Annotated in this window: 12 protein-coding genes; 3 read left to right on the forward strand and 9 right to left on the reverse strand. The window is 64.4% G+C overall.

The window, feature by feature from the left end; all coding sequences use genetic code 11:
* Window positions 1-132: 132 nt before the first annotated feature.
* From otsB to CK219_RS27785, 8 genes are all read right to left on the reverse strand, one after another.
* On the reverse strand, window positions 133-915 hold the full coding sequence (gene otsB / locus CK219_RS27750; protein ID WP_095769801.1) for a trehalose-phosphatase: 783 nt from the start codon (window positions 913-915) through the stop codon (window positions 133-135).
* Entirely contained in the window at window positions 912-2702 is a 1791-nt protein-coding gene (locus tag CK219_RS27755; protein ID WP_095769802.1) for a trehalose-6-phosphate synthase, read from the reverse strand. The genes otsB and CK219_RS27755 overlap by 4 nt, the downstream gene beginning before the upstream one ends.
* A gap of 148 nt (window positions 2703-2850) precedes the next feature.
* Window positions 2851-5013, reverse strand: coding sequence for an amylo-alpha-1,6-glucosidase (locus CK219_RS27760; RefSeq protein WP_095769803.1), 2163 nt, complete (start codon window positions 5011-5013; stop codon window positions 2851-2853).
* 151 nt (window positions 5014-5164) lie between these two features.
* Entirely contained in the window at window positions 5165-6223 is a 1059-nt protein-coding gene (locus CK219_RS27765) for a glycosyltransferase family 4 protein (RefSeq protein ID WP_095769804.1), read from the reverse strand.
* Window positions 6224-6302: 79 nt separating this feature from the next.
* Window positions 6303-7115 (reverse strand): ABC transporter permease, encoded by an 813-nt coding sequence (locus tag CK219_RS27770; RefSeq protein WP_095769805.1) that lies wholly within the window; start codon window positions 7113-7115, stop codon window positions 6303-6305.
* A 3-nt stretch (window positions 7116-7118) separates the two neighbouring features.
* Window positions 7119-8399 carry an ABC transporter permease gene (locus CK219_RS27775; RefSeq protein ID WP_095769806.1) on the reverse strand — a complete coding sequence of 427 codons (1281 nt, stop codon included), beginning with the start codon at window positions 8397-8399 and terminating at the stop codon, window positions 7119-7121.
* Window positions 8400-8408: 9 nt separating this feature from the next.
* The gene (locus CK219_RS27780) at window positions 8409-9461 is read right to left on the reverse strand and encodes an ABC transporter substrate-binding protein (protein WP_095769807.1); all 1053 of its coding nucleotides are present in this window, start codon (window positions 9459-9461) and stop codon (window positions 8409-8411) included.
* On the reverse strand, window positions 9458-10603 hold the full coding sequence (locus CK219_RS27785) for an ABC transporter ATP-binding protein (RefSeq protein WP_095769808.1): 1146 nt from the start codon (window positions 10601-10603) through the stop codon (window positions 9458-9460). Before CK219_RS27785 ends, CK219_RS27780 begins: the two co-directional genes overlap by 4 nt.
* Window positions 10604-10887: 284 nt before the next feature.
* On the opposite strand from CK219_RS27785, the gene CK219_RS27790 reads away from it, so the two are divergent.
* The 3 genes from CK219_RS27790 (at window position 10888) to CK219_RS27800 (ending at window position 14869) form a co-directional block, all read left to right on the forward strand.
* Window positions 10888-12276: a PLP-dependent aminotransferase family protein gene (locus tag CK219_RS27790; RefSeq protein ID WP_095769809.1), complete on the forward strand. Its 1389-nt coding sequence runs from the start codon at window positions 10888-10890 to the stop codon at window positions 12274-12276.
* Window positions 12277-12280: 4 nt separating this feature from the next.
* Window positions 12281-13525 (forward strand): FAD-dependent oxidoreductase, encoded by a 1245-nt coding sequence (locus tag CK219_RS27795; protein WP_095769810.1) that lies wholly within the window; start codon window positions 12281-12283, stop codon window positions 13523-13525.
* A gap of 138 nt (window positions 13526-13663) precedes the next feature.
* Window positions 13664-14869 (forward strand): ROK family transcriptional regulator, encoded by a 1206-nt coding sequence (locus CK219_RS27800; protein WP_095769811.1) that lies wholly within the window; start codon window positions 13664-13666, stop codon window positions 14867-14869.
* A gap of 23 nt (window positions 14870-14892) precedes the next feature.
* Here CK219_RS27800 and CK219_RS27805 read toward each other — a convergent pair whose 3' ends face one another.
* On the reverse strand, window positions 14893-16185 hold the full coding sequence (locus CK219_RS27805; RefSeq protein ID WP_224523341.1) for a sorbosone dehydrogenase family protein: 1293 nt from the start codon (window positions 16183-16185) through the stop codon (window positions 14893-14895).
* Window positions 16186-16215: the final 30 nt, after the last annotated feature.

Here is a 16215-nt window from a genome sequence, read left to right on the forward strand (position 1 = left end):
GCGGCCGCCCCAACGTCGTCATCCTATGGCGGAGTAAGGAGCGAAGCGACGCAGCGCAGACCATAGAATGACGATCGCGATGGCGTTTCGGCCAATCTCCAACGCATGCCACCTGCCGACGCAAACAGAGGCCTAAACGACGAGATCGCTCCTTGGCGTTTGCATGGCCGGCCCTCCGAAATTGGCCTCGAGCCAGGCAATGGCGCTCGCAACATCCTCGATGGCGAAGCGCGCAGTGGTCTCGCCCTGCGGCTTGACCCGGATCGAAATTCCCCCGGCGGCATTGACCGTGTCGAAGCCGTTCTCGTCGGACGTGTCGTCGCCAAGGAACACAGGACGCCTGCCGCTGAACGGACCCGTCTGCATGAAGCGCCGGATCGCAGCGCCCTTGGCTGCCTCAAGCGGCATCAGCTCGACGCCGGCATTGCCGGCGATCACACGGTAGCCTTTGGGCAGGCGCTCAAGCGCTGCCTCGACCAGTTCCGTCGCCCGTGCCAGAAGCTGGGGCGCTGCTCTCGTATGGATGGCGAGCACAGGTCCCTTGCGCTCGACATAGACGGCCTTGCTTGCCAGCTCCAGTTCGATCTCGTCGGCGAGCGCCGCCATGTCCGCCGGCTCGTCGGCGGCCTCGATCCGGCCATCCGGCGCAAGCCTGTGTTCCAACCCATAGAGGCCGGCGATCCTGAGCTTCAAGGGATTGAACAGATGGTCCACGGCCGCGATCGAGCGGCCGGTGATGAAGGCGAGCGCTCCGTCCAGCCGTCGTTCGATCGTCTGCAGCAATTGCCGCAACTCGGCGCTGACCGACACGCTGTCGGGATGCGCCGCGTGCTCCAGCAAGGTGCCGTCGATGTCGAGGAAAAGCGCCCACCGGCCTTCGGGAAGCGGCGGGGTAAGGTCTGCCTGACTATTCATCGGAATCCGACTGCCTGTTTGCGTTCGAACATGGAAACGACGTTGTCGCCGGTGGGACCTGCCGGCCGGTCGTATAGGGCCGTGACCCGGTCGAGGTCGCCGCGCTTCCTGAGCCGCGCCGCGTCGAGCAGCATGCTGCCGGCCCAGCGATAGACATTGTTGTCGCGCACGATGTCGCGCATGCGCCGCATGCGCTCATGCTGCTCGTCCGGCCCCATGGTCATCGCCTGCAGCATCGCCTCGCTCATCATCGCCGCGTCGTACGGATTGACGATCAGCGCCTCCAGCAATTCGCGCGAGGCGCCCGCGAAGGTGCTGAGCAGCAGCACGCCCTGCTCGTCGTCGCGCGACGCCACGAACTCCTTGGCGACGAGATTCATGCCGTCATGCAGGCTGGTGACGAGGCAGATGTCCGCGGCGCGATAAAGCTCATAGACCGCGGCTTGCGAATGGTGCTCGGCCACCATGACGACCGGCTGATAGGATTTGCTGCCGTAGCGCTGGTTGAGCTCGTCGGCATAGCGCAGGCATTCTTCGTGAAGCTGCTTGTAGGCAGGCAGCGTGCCCCGGCTTGGTGCAGCGATCTGCAGGAATACGACGTTACCGATCGTTTCTGGATGACGGATGAACAGTTCCTCAAGCGCATGGAAGCGATCGAGGATGCCTTTGGTGTAGTCGAGCCGTTCGACGCCAACGCAAAGCTTGGCGCCAGCTGGAATTCTGAACCGCTTGCGCACGCGCGCCCGGCACTCCTCGACGCTCGGAAGCTTTTTCAGCAGCTCGACCGGCCACTCGATCGAGATCGGATAGGAATGCACGAGCGTCACCTGGCCGCCATAGGAAATGGCCGCGTCGGCTCGCTCGATCCGGCTTTCCATGAAACGGTCGACGCTTTCGGTGAAGTTGTTGGCGTGGAACTGGGTGTGGAAGCCCACGATCGAGCTGCCGAGCAGGCCGTCGAGGATACGCTCGCGCCACGGGCAGATGCTGAACACTTCCGAGTTCGGCCACGGTATGTGCCAGAAGGTGATGACGATCGCCTCCGGCAGGCGCTCGCGGATCATGCGCGGCAGAAGCGCGAAGTGATAGTCCTGGACCAGCACGATCGGCCGCTCGTTGCGCGCCTCGGCAACCACCGTCTCGGCGAATTTGCGGTTGACGGCCTCATAGGCCTCCCAGTCGGATTCGCGGAAGATCGGGCGCGTGAACGCGATATGACAGAGCGGCCACAGGCCCTCATTGGCGAAGCCAAGATAATAGCCCTGATATTCGTCGTCGCTCAGCCAGACGCGGCGCAGCGTGTAGGAAGGATTGCCGGGCGGCACCTGCACCCGGTCGTTCCTGTCCACCACCGTCCGGTCGGCAGTGCCGCCGCCATAGGCGATCCAGGTGCCGGCGCAAGCGCGCGTGATCGGTTCCAGCGCCGAGACCAGTCCGCTCGCCGGCACGACAAGCTCGACATCGCCGTTCCTGGTTTCGTTGTGGATATAAGGCTCGCGATTGGAGACGATGATGACCTGCGCATCCGGCAACTCGTCAGCGAGGATCTTGCGCAACGTCTCCGGCGACCATGTGACCAGAGCCGCGTCGACCGACTGCCCGTTCTTTTCGAATTCGCGCAGCACCTTGCGCGCGGCCTCTGTGGCGAAGTCGTCGCCGGGGCCTGCCACAGCCGAAATCCTCGGGTGATTGCGACGGTACCGGGATATCGAAATGAAAATGGCGAATGCGGAAAGTCCAAGGCTTGCGAGAATAAGGACCAGTAACAGAACGCTGTATTGTGTCATTGAAATGCCAGGCTGCCTCCGGCTGTCCGCTCATTATTTTCGTTCTTGCCGGCTGCGGACGGCAGACCGGTCCACCTGTGCAACGCACAAGCCGGCCATGGGTTCCGACATTTTTCGGTTGTTGAACGCGGGCTTGCGACGCCTTCTTCTAAGTCCGCACGATAAGCGGCACCTGGCCTTCATGACGATCGGAAAGGAAGGCGGCGACACGGTCGCCGACCCGCTGGAAGGTCACATCGACGACCTTGTCCCCGACACTCAGATGCCGGAGCATCAGGGTGTCGATACCGATCGGCAGCCTCGGGCGCGTGACATGCAATTCGCCTTTCCAGCCATCGATTTCCAGGCCCAGACAGGCCTGCATCAGCATGAAGGTTGAGCCTGCCGACCAGGCTTGCGGCAGGCAGGCCACCGGATAGGCGATCGGCGCTTCGCCCGGCGCCCGGGCGAAACCGCAGAACAATTCAGGCAGCCGCATATTGAAATGAACGGCCGATTCGAAAGTGCCGCTCATCAGCCGCACAACGCTGTCGCGTTCGCCGTAGCGGGCGAGGCCCACGCCGCAAAGCGCAGTGTCGTGCGGCCAGATCGAGCCGTTGTGGTAGGACATCGGGTTGAAGAACACTGCATCGTCGGCGAGCGTCCGCAGCCCCCAGCCGGAATGGAAGGCGGCCGACAGCAGCTGCTCGGCGACCAGCTTGGCGCGGTCGGGCTGCGGCAGCCCGACAAAAAGCAGGTGCCCGGCATTTGTCGTTCGAACCTTGCAGGGCTGGCCCTCGCCATCGATGGCCAAGGCGTAGAAATTCAGGTCGTCCAGCCAGAAATCGCGTTCCACGGCGATCCGCATTTCCTCGGCGCGGCCCTCCCAGTGCTCGGCGTCGGCGAATTCGCCGCGGCGGCGTGCAAGCGCCGCCATGCCGCGGAAGGCGGCAAAGACATAGCCCTGCACCTCGACCAGCGCGATCGGCCCCTTTGGGATGCGCCCATCGGCGTGGAAGACCGAATCGAAGCTGTCCTTCCACCCCTGGTTGGCGAGGCCGGACTCGGCGGCGCGCTGGTAGGTGACGAAACCGGTGGCGCGGCTCGCCTCCTCCGTCCAGTCGGCAGCGGCTTTCAGCGAAGGCCAAAGCTTGTCGATGAAGGCCATGTCGCCGGTGCGGTCGGCATAGGCGGAAGCCAGATGGATATAGAGCGGCGTGGTGTCGACGCCTCCGTAATAGCGGCCGAAAGGAAGCTCGCGCAGCGCCGCCATCTCGCCCTTGCGCGTCTCATGCATGATCTTGCCGGGCTGCGAATCCGAAAAGGGCGACGTTTCGGTCGCCTGGTGCTCGGCCAGAAAAGCAAGCACCCCGCGCGCCAAGCCGGGATTGAGCCAAAGCATCTGCAGGCTTGAGATCACGCCGTCGCGCCCGAATGCGGTCGAAAACCATGGGATGCCGGCATAGGGATAGGGGCCGGTCGGAAGCTCGGTGGTAAGCAGCGCCACGTCGGCGCGGGCGCGCTCGACCCAATCGTTGAACACGCGCCCCGAGCTGTGCACCGTGGCGCCGTGCCTGCGCTTGGCGCGCATGCCGAACCGCGCGCGCGCCGCCGCGGCGCGGAAGCGGTCGCGATCGGGCGGGTCGGCGATCGCGGGGCCGACCTCGACATAAAGCACCTTTCGGCTGCGCTTGGTCACGGCGATGAGGAAATCGGCGCGATTGTCGCTCAACTGGTCTGGCGCCTGCGAAAAGGAGATTGCCGAAAGTCGCGGCAAGCCGTCCAGGCCGTCATAGCCGAGCAGGACCGTGGTCTTGTCGGTCTTGGCGATATGCGTGGTGCCCCGCTTCACCCGGGTCGAGCCGCGCACCTCGAACATGTCGCGAAAGTCGGCGGCGAAATGCAGCGAGGCGGTTATGGTGGAATGCTCGCGGCTGTAATTGGAAAGCGTGATGCGCTCGAACAGCCTGTCCTGCCAGATCAGCCTGACGCGCTCAATATGGATCGCGCCCTGCGGCATATCGCGGCCGGCAGCGCTTTGAATAGGCAGGTTGGTCAGGTTGGACGTGAACAGCACATTGTCTTGGCTGAGCGATGCACCGAGCAGCGACATCGGCCTGCCGCCGATGGTCAGCCGGAATTCGGACAGCACGCGCGTGTCGTCGCGGAAGAACCCGTCGCCCGAACCCCTGATGTCGCCATAGGCGTCGGCGACGGCGAAGCAGTCGCCCTGCTTGAGGGCAAAAAGCCGGTGCGGTTCTCGCGGCGCCGTCTCGTCGAGCGAGGAAAGGGCCACGGCAGGATCGAGCTTGCGCTCGTCGAGCTCCGTCATTCGTCACCTCTTCGGTTGCCCCACCCTAGAGCATGATGCCGAAAAGTGTGAGGCGGTTTTCGGACGACATCATGCTCTATCTCTTTGATTTGGAGCCGGATTCAGATTTCAGGTCGAACAGACCTGAAATCATCCGGCTCTAGGCAGTCGGTCAGGAGGCCCTGGCCTCCGGCATGCCGGTCAGACGCATATAGGCAGAAAGGTAGTCGCGCGCCATTCTTGTCGCCGAGAACCTTTTCTCGAAGACCGCCCTCACCTGTCGCCGGTCGAGTTCGAGAAGCGCGGGCATCGATGCGACCGCATCGTCGACATTGTCCACGACGAAGCCGGTGACGCCATTGTCGACGATCTCCGGCAGGGCGCCGTTGTCCCAGGCGATCACCGGTGTGCCGCAAGCCATGGCCTCGATCGCGACGAGGCCGAACGGTTCCGGCCAGTCGATCGGGAACAGCAGGCCTGCCGCGTTGCCCAGGAATTCGGCCTTCTCGTCTTCCGTGATCTCGCCGACATAGTCGATACGGTCGCCATCGATGAGCGCCTCGATATTATCGCGGAAATAGGCGCGGTCGTCGTCGCCGATCTTGGCCGCCAGCTTCAGCTTCAACCCGGACCGGCGCGCGATCTCGATGGCGCGGTCCGGTCGCTTGTCGCGCGACAGGCGGCCGAGGAAAGCGAGATACGGCTCTTCCCCATGTGGTTCATAGGTCGGCTGGTAGGCATCGAGCGGCAGTCCGTGATGGATCGTGGCCAGCCAGTTCGCATCCGGCAAACCGCGCTTCTGACTGTGCGAGATCGAGATCATCGGGAAACGCGGGAAACGTTTGTAGGCCGGCGCCAGGTCGACATAGTCGAGCCTGCCATGCGGCGTCGTCACCGTGCGACCCGCGATCTGCTCGAAGAACGGAAAATGCAGGAAATGGCTGAGATGGAAATGAATGACGTCGAATTCGCCGGCGCGTTCGCTCACATCGGCGAGCATCGCCAGATGCGCGGCGATTTCCGATTTCTTCGGCCGCGGATCGAGGCGTATCGCCTGGTCGCGGCCTGGCACCAGTCGCGCCGATGTCTCGCTGTCACCGCTCGCGAACAGCGTGACGTCATGCCCGAGCTCGACGAGTGCCTCGGTGATGTAGAAGACGATCCGCTCCGTGCCGCCGTAAAGTTTCGGCGGCACGGCTTCATAAAGCGGCGCGACATGGGCTATGCGCATCTGGTCCCTCAGCTGTTGACGCGAGGCAAAATGCGTCAGCCGCGAGATCGTTCCTTGCCCAATTGGTCGCGGGTTAGCCTCAGGACTTACGGCTGCGCCGTGCCAAAATGTTCGCCACCAGCAAAAGCAGGATGGATAGCGCCATCATTAGGGTCGCCGCGGCAGTGATGGCGGGCGAGAGTTTTTCGCGCAGGCCGATGAACATTTCGAGCGGCATGGTGCGCTGGCTGGCGCTGGCCAGGAACTGCACGACGACCACTTCATCGAAGGAGGTGACGAAGGCGAAGGCCGCGCCCGAAAGCACGCCGGGCAGAATCAGCGGCAGCATGACGCGGAAGAACGACGTCAGGGGTTTGGCGCCGGAGATCGCCGCGGCTCGCATCAGGTTGCGGTCGAAGCCGGTCAGGCTAGCGCCTACCGTCACCACCACGAAGGGGCTGGCCAAGGCGGTATGCGCCAGGATGATGCCGGCATAGGTGCTGGCGAGCCCAACGCGGGCGTAGAATAGATAGGAACCGACGGCTGTGATCACCACCGGCACGATCAGCGGCGAAAGAAGCAGCGGCATGATAATGCGCCGACCCGGAAACTTCTCGTCGGAAAGTGCGATCGCCGTCAGTGTCCCGAGCGTCGTCGCGATCACCGTCGTCCCGAGGGCGATGATCAGGCTATTGCCGATCCCCGACTGCCAGCGCTGGGTGCCGAGCACGACCTCGTACCAGCGCGTCGAGATGCCCTCCAGCGGGAAGATGAAGAAGGCGCCGCTGTTGAAGGAGAGCGGCACCGGGATGAGGATCGGCACCAACAGGAACAGGATGACCAGCCCGCACCAAATCCACAGCAGCGTGATGCGGATGCGTTCGCCTGTTGTGGGATAGGGAGAGAGCAGCATGGGCTACACCAGCTTCAGGCGGTCGAGGCCGAGGACGCGGGCAAAAATGCCGAACAGCGCCAAGGTGAAGACGAGCAGGATGAAGGACAGCGCCGCCGCCATCTCCCAGTTCAGTTCGACATTGACGTAATTGGCGATGAAATTGCTGATGAGTTGGTCGCCTGCCCCGCCTATCAGCGCCGGCGTGATGTAATAGCCGAGGCACAGGATGAAGGTGAGCATGCAACCGGCCATCACGCCCGGAAACACCTGCGGGATGTAGATACGGCGAAACGCGGTGAAAGGCCTGGCGCCTAGCGAATAGGCGGCCTTCATCTGCGAAGGCGGGATGGTGCGCATGACGCTGTAGATCGGCAGCAGCGTGAACGGCAACTGGATATGCGTCATGGCGATGACCAGCCCGATGCGGCTGTACATCAGGTCGAGCCGGTCGCTGGTGACGCCGATAAGAAGCAGGAAATCATTGACCAGGCCGAACTTTTGCAAAAGCACGGTCCAGGCCGCGGTGCGCACCAGGATCGAGGTCCAGAACGGCAGCAGCACCGCAACGGTCAGGATGGCGGCCAGCCCTTTCGGCACGTTGGCGATGAGATAGGCGAGCGGAAAGCCCAGGATCAACGTTGCTAGCGTCACCGACGCCGCAACGAAGAAAGTGCGCAGGAACACCTGTATGAAGATCGCCTGCTCGGGTGGCACCCGCTCGATGCCGCCATCGGCGTTCCAGCGCAGATCGAGCGCGCTGAGCAGGTAGAACGAGGTAAGGCTGCTTGTGCCGCTCTGGATCACCGGCCAGGTCGATGGTACAGACCAGAACGGCACCGATTTCATGGTGTCGAGCGCGGCCTGACCGTCGGCGCTTTCCAGCTTGCGAACCGTCTTCAACACCTGGCTGCGGGCTCCAGGCAGCCGCGCGTTCAGGCTCTTGGCCAGTTCATAGGCTGTGCCCTTGACCTGGTTTTCCTTGAGGTCCGCCGCCAACGCGGCGAAGGCGTCGTCGCCGGGAAGGCCCTGGCCGTTCCAGCCGGCCAGGGCCGCGGTCGTCTTGGGCAGTGCGTCCGCGATGGTCGGGTCATAGACCGCGCGGGACAAAAGCAGCACGATCGGAATACCGAAACTTAGGGCCAGAAGGACGAGCAGCGGCGCTGCCAGAAGCAACGAGCGCATCCGGTCGCCGAGTTCGGCGCGGCGGAGCGCTGCCGACACGGATTTCAGATCCGCGTCGGCGGCTGACCGGTCGCGGGCCAGCGTCGGCCGGTCGATTTCGCTGGGCTGGAACGCCGACATCCCGCCTTCCTACTGAGCAAGCCAGGCGTTGAAGCGCTTGACAAGGTCCTCGCCATAGTCGCCCCAGAACTCGGTGTCGGCGACGAGATAGGCGCCGGCGAGATGATCGGGAGCATTGGGTAGCTTCGGCAGCGCGTCGGGTGCGACGAAGGAAGCCGCGTCGGTGCGCACCGGCCCATAGGTGATGTAGCTTGCGAGCTTGGCGTTGTTCTCGGGCTTGCTGATATACGCGAGATATTTGTAGGCAAGCTCCGGATTGCGCGCGCCCTTCGGAATGCTGATCATGTCGTATTCGAGGATCTGGTTGTTCCAGACGATCTTGAACGGCTTCTTGTCGGTGTCGATCGCGTTCTGGATGCGGCCGTTCCAGGCGGTGGTCATCACCACTTCCTTGGAAGCGAGAAGCTGTGCCGGCTGCGCGCCGGCGTCCCACCAGACGATATCCTTCTTGATTGTGTCGAGCTTCTTGAACGCACGGTCAACGCCTTCCGGCGTGGCCAGCACCTTATAGACGTCGGCGGGTGCGACGCCGTCCGCCATCAGCGCCCATTCGAGGTTCTGCGCCGGGAACTTGCGCATGGCGCGCTTTCCCGGGAATTTCGTCGTGTCGAAGAGGTCGAGGACCGAGGTCGGAGCTTCCTTCAGCACGGTCGGGTCATAAGCAAGGATATCGCCGTAAGCATCGAGGCCGACTCCACAATCCAGCGCCGAGCCTTCGATGAATTTGTCGCGCGGCCCGATCTTGGAATAGTCGAGCCGCTCGAGGATGCCGGCGTCGCAACCCTGCAGCACGGTCGCGGTCTCGACCGTCACCAGGTCGATCGGCACATTGCCGGTCTCAACCATCGCTTTCACCTTGCCGAGATCGCCGAGATATTCCTGTTCCAGGATTTTTGCTCCGGTCTCCTTGCTGAACGGCTCGAACCATGCCTTGCGCTGCGCATCTTGCCAGGCGCCGCCGCTCGCCATGATCGACAATTCGTCCGCGAAGGCTGCGCCGGCAATGCTCATGCAGGCCGTGGCGGCCGCGAGCGAGAGTAGTCGTGTTCTCAATTGTGTCATTGCATTTTCCCCTGTTTTGGAATGGCGCCGCCCGTTCCGGCATCAGCCGGGAAGGCGCGGCAATCGTTGGGCGCGCAGGAGACCGTCACGGTCTCGCCGTTCGCCATCGTCGCTTCGGGGCCGACCTTGACGGTCAGCACCTGGTCGTTGGCGAGCCTGGCCAGCAGGCGCAGGTGATCGCCGAGATAGATGCGCCCATCGACGGTCGCCGCCAGCGCGTTGCCGCCACCGGCGGCAGCCGTCAGGCTGAGCCGCTCGGGCCGGACGGCGACGTGGCAGGCGGCGCCTTGCGTCACCCCGACCGCCAGCGCGTTGATCTCGCCGCCGCCATTCAGCCTGACGCGGCACTCTCCACCCGAGACGCGTTCGACCACGCCTTCCAGCGTGTTGTTCTCGCCGATGAAGCTCGCCACGAATGAGCTTTGCGGGGTGTTGTAGAGATCGTCTGGCGAGCCCAACTGGGCGATGCCGCCATTGTTGAACACCGCGACGCGGTCCGACATCGTCAGCGCCTCGCTCTGGTCGTGCGTGACATAGACGATGGTGACGCCGAGCATGGTGTGGATCTGCTTGATTTCGAGCTGCATATGCTCGCGCAATTTCTTGTCGAGCGCGCCGAGCGGCTCGTCCATCAGCACCAGGTTCGGCTGAAAGACCAGCGCGCGGGCCAGCGCCACGCGCTGCTGCTGGCCGCCGGAAAGCTGCGTCGGGCGGCGATCGCCGAATTGCTTCAGCCGCACCATGTCGAGCGCGCGGCCCACACGGGCCGCGATGTCGGCCTTGCTCACCTGGCGGACGGAAAGCGGAAAGCCGACATTCTCCTCTACCGTCATATGCGGGAACAGCGCATAGTTCTGAAACACCATGCCGATATTGCGCTGGTAGGGCGGCAGCCGATCGACCGGCTGGCCCTCTAGCGTGATCGTGCCATGCGTCGGTCGCTCGAAGCCGGCGAGCATATTGAGCGTGGTGGTCTTGCCGGAGCCGGATGGGCCGAGCAGCGTCAGGAACTCACCGCGCGCGACGGCAAGGTTCATCCGCGTCACCGCGAAGCTGCGTCCGTCATAGGACTTCTCGACGTCGGCGAATTCGACAAAGCCTTGGTTGGCGCTTGCCGACACGACGGTCTGGCCGGCGCTCATCGCGCGCCTTCCCGGCTGCCGCGGGGCGATTCGGTCTGCTGCTTGCGATCCATGCCTCGTCCTCCCGGAACCGGCCCGCTGAACAGGAAGCGTCCGGCTTGTATGATCACACAATAAGGCTGAAAGTGACCATAGATGCGGACAACTTTCACCGTCAAGCGCAAAAATGCGATGTTGTGTGATAATTTTGATCAGATTGAGTGCCGTACAACCTCTATTGTATGGATCGTTGTCTTATGCTAGATGCCCGACAAGTGAGACGTCAGCCGCAGTTCGAATCCCTCATGCTCGAAAATCTTCGCCTCACCGAGGATGAAAGTCCGGTCTATCGCCGTCTTGCCGACGCGATCGCCGAACGCATTGCCGCGGGCACGCTTGCCGTCGGCGACCGGCTGCCGCCGCAACGCGAGATCGCCCGTGCATTGGGCATCAATGTCACGACCGTGACGCGGGCACTGTCCACCTTGCAGGAGCAAGGCTTGCTCGAGGCGCGCCCCGGGCGCGGCACCACGGTCGCCGCCCGCGACATTGTCGAGCGTCCGGGATTCGTGTCGGCGCCGAGCGACCAGAGCGGCATCGTCGATCTTTCCGTCAACAGGCCGCCCACGTCAGCCTATCTCGACGCCGTCGCGGCGCTGATGCCGCGCCTTTCCAAGGATCGTCACTACGCCTCGCTGCAGGATTATCATCCGCCGGAGGGGCCGCTTTGGGGCCGTGTCGCGGTCGCCGATTGGCTGAAATCGGTCGCCGGCGATGGCGATCCCGGCCGCGTCGTGCTCGCAGCCGGCGCCCAACACGGCCTCGACTGCGTGCTCGGCGCCGTCACCAGGGATGGCGAAGTAATACTTGCCGACGAGGTGACCTATCAGGGCATCAACGCGCTGTGTCGCGTCCATGGTCTCGATCTGCGTGGCATCGCGATGGATCGCGGCGGCATGCGTCCGGATGCCCTCGAGGCAGCTTGCGTTCAGCTCCGCCCCCGTGCCGTTTTTCTGGTGCCGACACTGCACAATCCGACGACGATCACGCTGAGCGAGGAGCGGCGGCATGAATTGGCGGCCGTCGCACGCCGTCACAACGTGCTGATCATCGAGGACGACGTCTACCGTCCATTGGCCGACGATCCGCCGCCCTCCTTCGCCAGCCTCGAGCCGGAGCTGACGATCCATCTCGGCGCATTGTCGAAATGCCTAGCGCCCGGCCTGCGCCTCGGCTTCGTCATCGCCCCGCGCCCGATCGCCGGCCAGGTCGCCGCGGCGCTCCGCATCAATTGCTGGAGCATCAGCCCGCTCACGGCGTTGATCGGCGCCAGGCTGATCGAGGAAGGGGCTGCCGCCCGCATCATCGACATCCAGAAGCAGGAGTTGCGCCAGCGCCAGGCGATCTTGAGCGAAATCCTCGGCCGTTTCGACGTCCAAAGCAACCCGATCTCGACGCATGCCTGGCTGCGCCTGCCCGAGCCCTGGCGTGGCGCCGGCTTTGCCCGCACCTGCCTGGAGCGCGGCGTCGCCGTGCTGCCGGGCGACGCTTTCGCCGTCGGGCGCGAGCCGGTGCAGCACGGCGTGCGCATCAATGTCGGCGCGGCGCGATCGCAGGAGGACCTGCGTTCGGCGCTGACCATCATGGCCGAGCTGCTCGCCGCCGGCCATCTGCAATTGCCGGGCTTCGTCTGAGGCCATGACCTCCGCGCCGAAATCAGTCGAGATCGCCATCATCGGCGCCGGCGTCGTCGGGCTGGCTACGGCCTTGCGCCTTGCCGGCGAAGGACGCGAGGTCCTGGTCATCGACCCGAACGAGCCCGGCTCGGGCGCTTCGTTCGGCAATGCCGGCACAATCGCCGAATATGCCTGCATGCCGGTCGGTAATCCTGGTGTGCTGCGCGCGCTGCCGAAACTGCTGCTCGATCCCGACAGCCCGTTCTCGCTGCGCTGGGCAGCACTTTTCCAGCTCGCGCCATGGCTGGTTCGCTTTGTTCGCCAATCGCTGCCGGCGGCAACCCGAGCCAATGCGCTGGCGCTAGCCGGCCTGCTCGCCGAAGCCCTGCCGGCCTGGGGCGAAATGGTGCAGGAGGCCGGGCTTCAGGATCTGATGCGCCGAAACGGCTGCCTCTATGTCTACCGCCGCGACAGCGATTTTGCCGCCTCCGAGGGCGGACGGGCTTTGCGGGCCGAACTCGGCGTCCATCAGCAGGTTCTGACCGCCGATGAGGTGGCCGCGCTGGAGCCGCGGCTCGCGGCGTTCGAGGCCAAAGGCCTCTATTTCCCGGATTCGATCAATGTCAGCGATCCTAGGACGGTGATGGCGCGGCTGGCGGCAGCCGCTGCCGCCAAGGGTGCTCAATTCATGCGCGCGAGCGTGACCGGTCTCGCAGCGGGTGCCGGCGTGCGGCTGAGCGGCCCAGGGCTTGTCATCGCGGCGCAAAAAGTGGTGATTGCGGCTGGCGCGCGATCCCGCCCGCTCACGGCCCAGGCCGGCGACCGCATCCCACTGGACACCGAGCGCGGCTACCATCTGGAGTTTCCGACCACGGCACCTTTGCTCAACCGCCCGGTCTGCCCGGTCGATCTCGGTTTCTATATGACGCCGATGGACGGCAGGCTCCGGGTTGCCGGCACTGTCGAGCTCGGCGGGCTCAATGCGCCGCCCAATCCGCGCCGGCTGGCGCTGCTCGGTCGCGGCGTGCGGCAGTTTTTCCCCGACATCGGCAAGCCTTCGTCGCAATGGCTGGGCTTCAGGCCCTCGCTGCCGGACTCTCGCCCGGTGATCGGACCCTCGACGGAATCGCCTGATGTGATCTATGCCTTCGGCCATGGCCATCTGGGGCTGACGCTGGCCCCGGTGACAGCACGCTGGGTCGCCAGCTTAATCGCCGGCCGATCCCTGCCATCGGCCGCCGATTTTTCCGCGGCCCGTTTCGGCTGAACGGCCGAGCCTGGCAATCGATTCCGATATGTGAAATGCGAGCCTGTGGACCGGCCTAAGCTTTCGGCCAGCCGATAATCAAATCAACTTGATTTTCTAAAGTGGCATTCTAGGGTTGCCGCGGCTGGTAACTATCTCATGATCCCCAAGAAAGCCATCTCCGGCACCAATCTCGAGCAGGCGAAATCGCACAACCGGCGTGTGGTGATCGAAGCGATCCGCATCAATGGCGCGCTGTCGCGGGCGGCGATCGCGAGGCTGACGGCGCTGTCGTCGCAGACCATTTCCAACATCGTCGAGGAATTGGAAGCGGCCGGGCTGCTGCAACCTGAAGCAACGCTGAAAGGCGCGCGCGGCCAACCCGCCGTCCCCTACTCGGTCAACCCCGATGGCGGTTATTCGATCGGCCTGCAGCTCGACCACCAGCTGGCCGTCGGCGTCGTCACCGATCTCTCCGGCACCGTGCGCGTGCGCATCGAGAGAGATGTCGACCGCCCGACTCCCACGCAGGCCATGCCGCTGCTAGCTGCGATCTCGAGCGACCTGATCGCAACCAGCCGGCTGGACCGCACGAGACTGCTCGGCATAGGGATGGCAATGCCCGGGCCGTTCGGCGTTGACGGCATGACTTCGGTCGGCCCGACCGCCCTTCCCGGCTGGCAGGACTTTCCGGTGGCCGAAGAACTGGAGCGCCTGACCGGCATCGCCGTGATCGTCGAGAACGACGCCACAGCGGCGGCAGTAGGCGAGCGGCTTTATGGCGTTGCCCGCAAGCTCGACAGCTTCGTCTATCTCTTCATCGGAACAGGCCTCGGCGCCGGCCTCTTCCTCGACGGCCATCTCTACAAGGGCAGCCGCCACAATGCCGGCGAGATCGGCCACATCATCGTGCGGCCGGGCGGCCTGCCCTGCGATTGCGGCAAGCGCGGCTGCCTGGAGCGCTACGTCTCGCTGCGCGCCGCCTATGACAGGCTCGACCTGCCGGATCCGGACCATGCCTCACCCGACCTGCTGGAAGAGCTTTTGGCAAGCGGCGACAGCCGGTTCGAAGCATGGCTCGCCGAGGCGGTCGAGCCATTGCGGCAGGCGATCGACGTCCTTGAAATGGCGCTCGACCCCGAGACCGTCGTGCTCGGCGGCTTCATGCCGCTGCCGGTGCTCGAGGCACTGGCCGGCCGGCTGGAACCGCTCCATCTCTCGGTGAGCTCGACCAGCGCCCGTACCACGCCGCGCGTCGTGGTCGGCGCCGCGGGAAAGGACACATCCGTCCTCGGCGCAGCGGCCCTGCCGATCTTCTCGGAAACCAACCCGCAATTCGACGTGCTGCAGAAGCCGGTCGGCTGATACGTCGGCGTTGAGCCAGGTTCCTACGAGGAACCGGGTGCCGCAGCGGTCACCCGCCACACCGTGTTGCCGACATCGTCGGCGATCAGCAGCGCGCCGGACTTATCGACGGCAACACCGACCGGACGGCCCCTCGCCTCGCCCTTGTCGTTGAGGAAGCCGGTGACGACGTCCTGCGCCATGCCGTTGGGATGCCCGCCGCTGAACGGCACGAAGACGACTTTGTAGCCGTTGAAGCGGGAGCGGTTCCAGCTGCCATGCTCGCCGACAAAGGCGCCGCCGCGATAGGATTGCGGCAGATTGTTCGCGGTATAGAAGGCAAGCCCGAGCGGCGCGACGTGCGAGCTCAGCGCGTAGTCCGGCGGGATGGCCTTCGCCACCATGTCCGGCCGCTGCGGCATCACGCGCGGATCGACATGCTGGCCATAGTAGCTGTAGGGCCAGCCATAGAAGGCGCCGTCCTTCACCGAGGTCATGTAATCCGGCACCAGGTTCGGCCCGAGCTCGTCGCGCTCGTTGACAACCGTCCAAAGCGCCTTGCTTTCAGGTTCGAACGTCAGGCCATTGGGATTGCGCAGCCCGCTGGCGAAAATGCGCGAGCGGCCGGTGGCGCGGTCGACCTCCCAGATCGCAGCGCGGTCCTTCTCGGCCTGGATGCCGTTCTCGGTAATGTTGGAGTTCGAGCCGACGCCGACATAGAGCAGCGAACCGTCCGGGCTCGCCACCAGGCTCTTCGTCCAGTGGTGATCGATCGGCCCGCCCGGCAGTTCCGTCAGCACCTTGCCCGGCGCCGTGATCTTCGTGTCGCCCGGCTGATAGGGATAGCGCATGATGGCATCGGTGTTGGCGACATAGAAGTCGTTGCCGACCAGCGCCACGCCGAAGGGCGCGTTGAGATGGTCGAGGAACACGCCCTGGTAATCCGGCTTGCCGTCGCCATTGGTGTCGCGCAAGATTGTGATGCGGTTGCTCGGGCCGGTGTCGCCGCCGGAGGTGACCCAGCTTTCGACCAGCCCCATGACGATGTCCTTCGGCCGCTTGACCGACGCTTCTTTCGGCGCCTTGGACTCCACCACCAGGATGTCGCCATTGGGCAGCATGTAAACCGAACGCGGATGCTGAAGCCCCTTGGCCATCGCCTCGATCTGCAGGCCTTGCGCGACCGTCGGCTTTTCATCGTTTTTCCAGCCGACCACCGAGGCCAGATGCATCGGCGGGAATAGGTATTGCTTTATCTCCGGCAGTTTCGGATTCGGGCCGATCTGTGCGTTCGGGTCGGTGTTGTCGTCGCTGCAGCCGGCAACGCCCAGGGCCATTGCGCAGCAAAGCGCCGCCGTCGTCCATTT

It is taken from the genome of Mesorhizobium sp. WSM4313, from assembly GCF_002294725.1.
GTDB lineage: Bacteria > Pseudomonadota > Alphaproteobacteria > Rhizobiales > Rhizobiaceae > Mesorhizobium.

Bases quoted from the DNA above. Each gene is read 5' to 3' on its own strand.
- otsB (WP_095769801.1), bottom strand. From the start codon at position 915: ATGAATAGTCAGGCAGACCTTACCCCGCCGCTTCCCGAAGGCCGGTGG.
- CK219_RS27755 (WP_095769802.1), bottom strand. From the start codon at position 2,702: ATGACACAATACAGCGTTCTGTTACTGGTCCTTATTCTCGCAAGCCTT.
- CK219_RS27760 (WP_095769803.1), bottom strand. From the start codon at position 5,013: ATGACGGAGCTCGACGAGCGCAAGCTCGATCCTGCCGTGGCCCTTTCC.
- CK219_RS27765 (WP_095769804.1), bottom strand. From the start codon at position 6,223: ATGCGCATAGCCCATGTCGCGCCGCTTTATGAAGCCGTGCCGCCGAAA.
- CK219_RS27770 (WP_095769805.1), bottom strand. From the start codon at position 7,115: ATGCTGCTCTCTCCCTATCCCACAACAGGCGAACGCATCCGCATCACG.
- CK219_RS27775 (WP_095769806.1), bottom strand. From the start codon at position 8,399: ATGTCGGCGTTCCAGCCCAGCGAAATCGACCGGCCGACGCTGGCCCGC.
- CK219_RS27780 (WP_095769807.1), bottom strand. From the start codon at position 9,461: ATGACACAATTGAGAACACGACTACTCTCGCTCGCGGCCGCCACGGCC.
- CK219_RS27785 (WP_095769808.1), bottom strand. From the start codon at position 10,603: ATGAGCGCCGGCCAGACCGTCGTGTCGGCAAGCGCCAACCAAGGCTTT.
- CK219_RS27790 (WP_095769809.1), top strand. From the start codon at position 10,888: ATGCTCGAAAATCTTCGCCTCACCGAGGATGAAAGTCCGGTCTATCGC.
- CK219_RS27795 (WP_095769810.1), top strand. From the start codon at position 12,281: ATGACCTCCGCGCCGAAATCAGTCGAGATCGCCATCATCGGCGCCGGC.
- CK219_RS27800 (WP_095769811.1), top strand. From the start codon at position 13,664: ATGATCCCCAAGAAAGCCATCTCCGGCACCAATCTCGAGCAGGCGAAA.
- CK219_RS27805 (WP_224523341.1), bottom strand. From the start codon at position 16,185: ATGGCCCTGGGCGTTGCCGGCTGCAGCGACGACAACACCGACCCGAAC.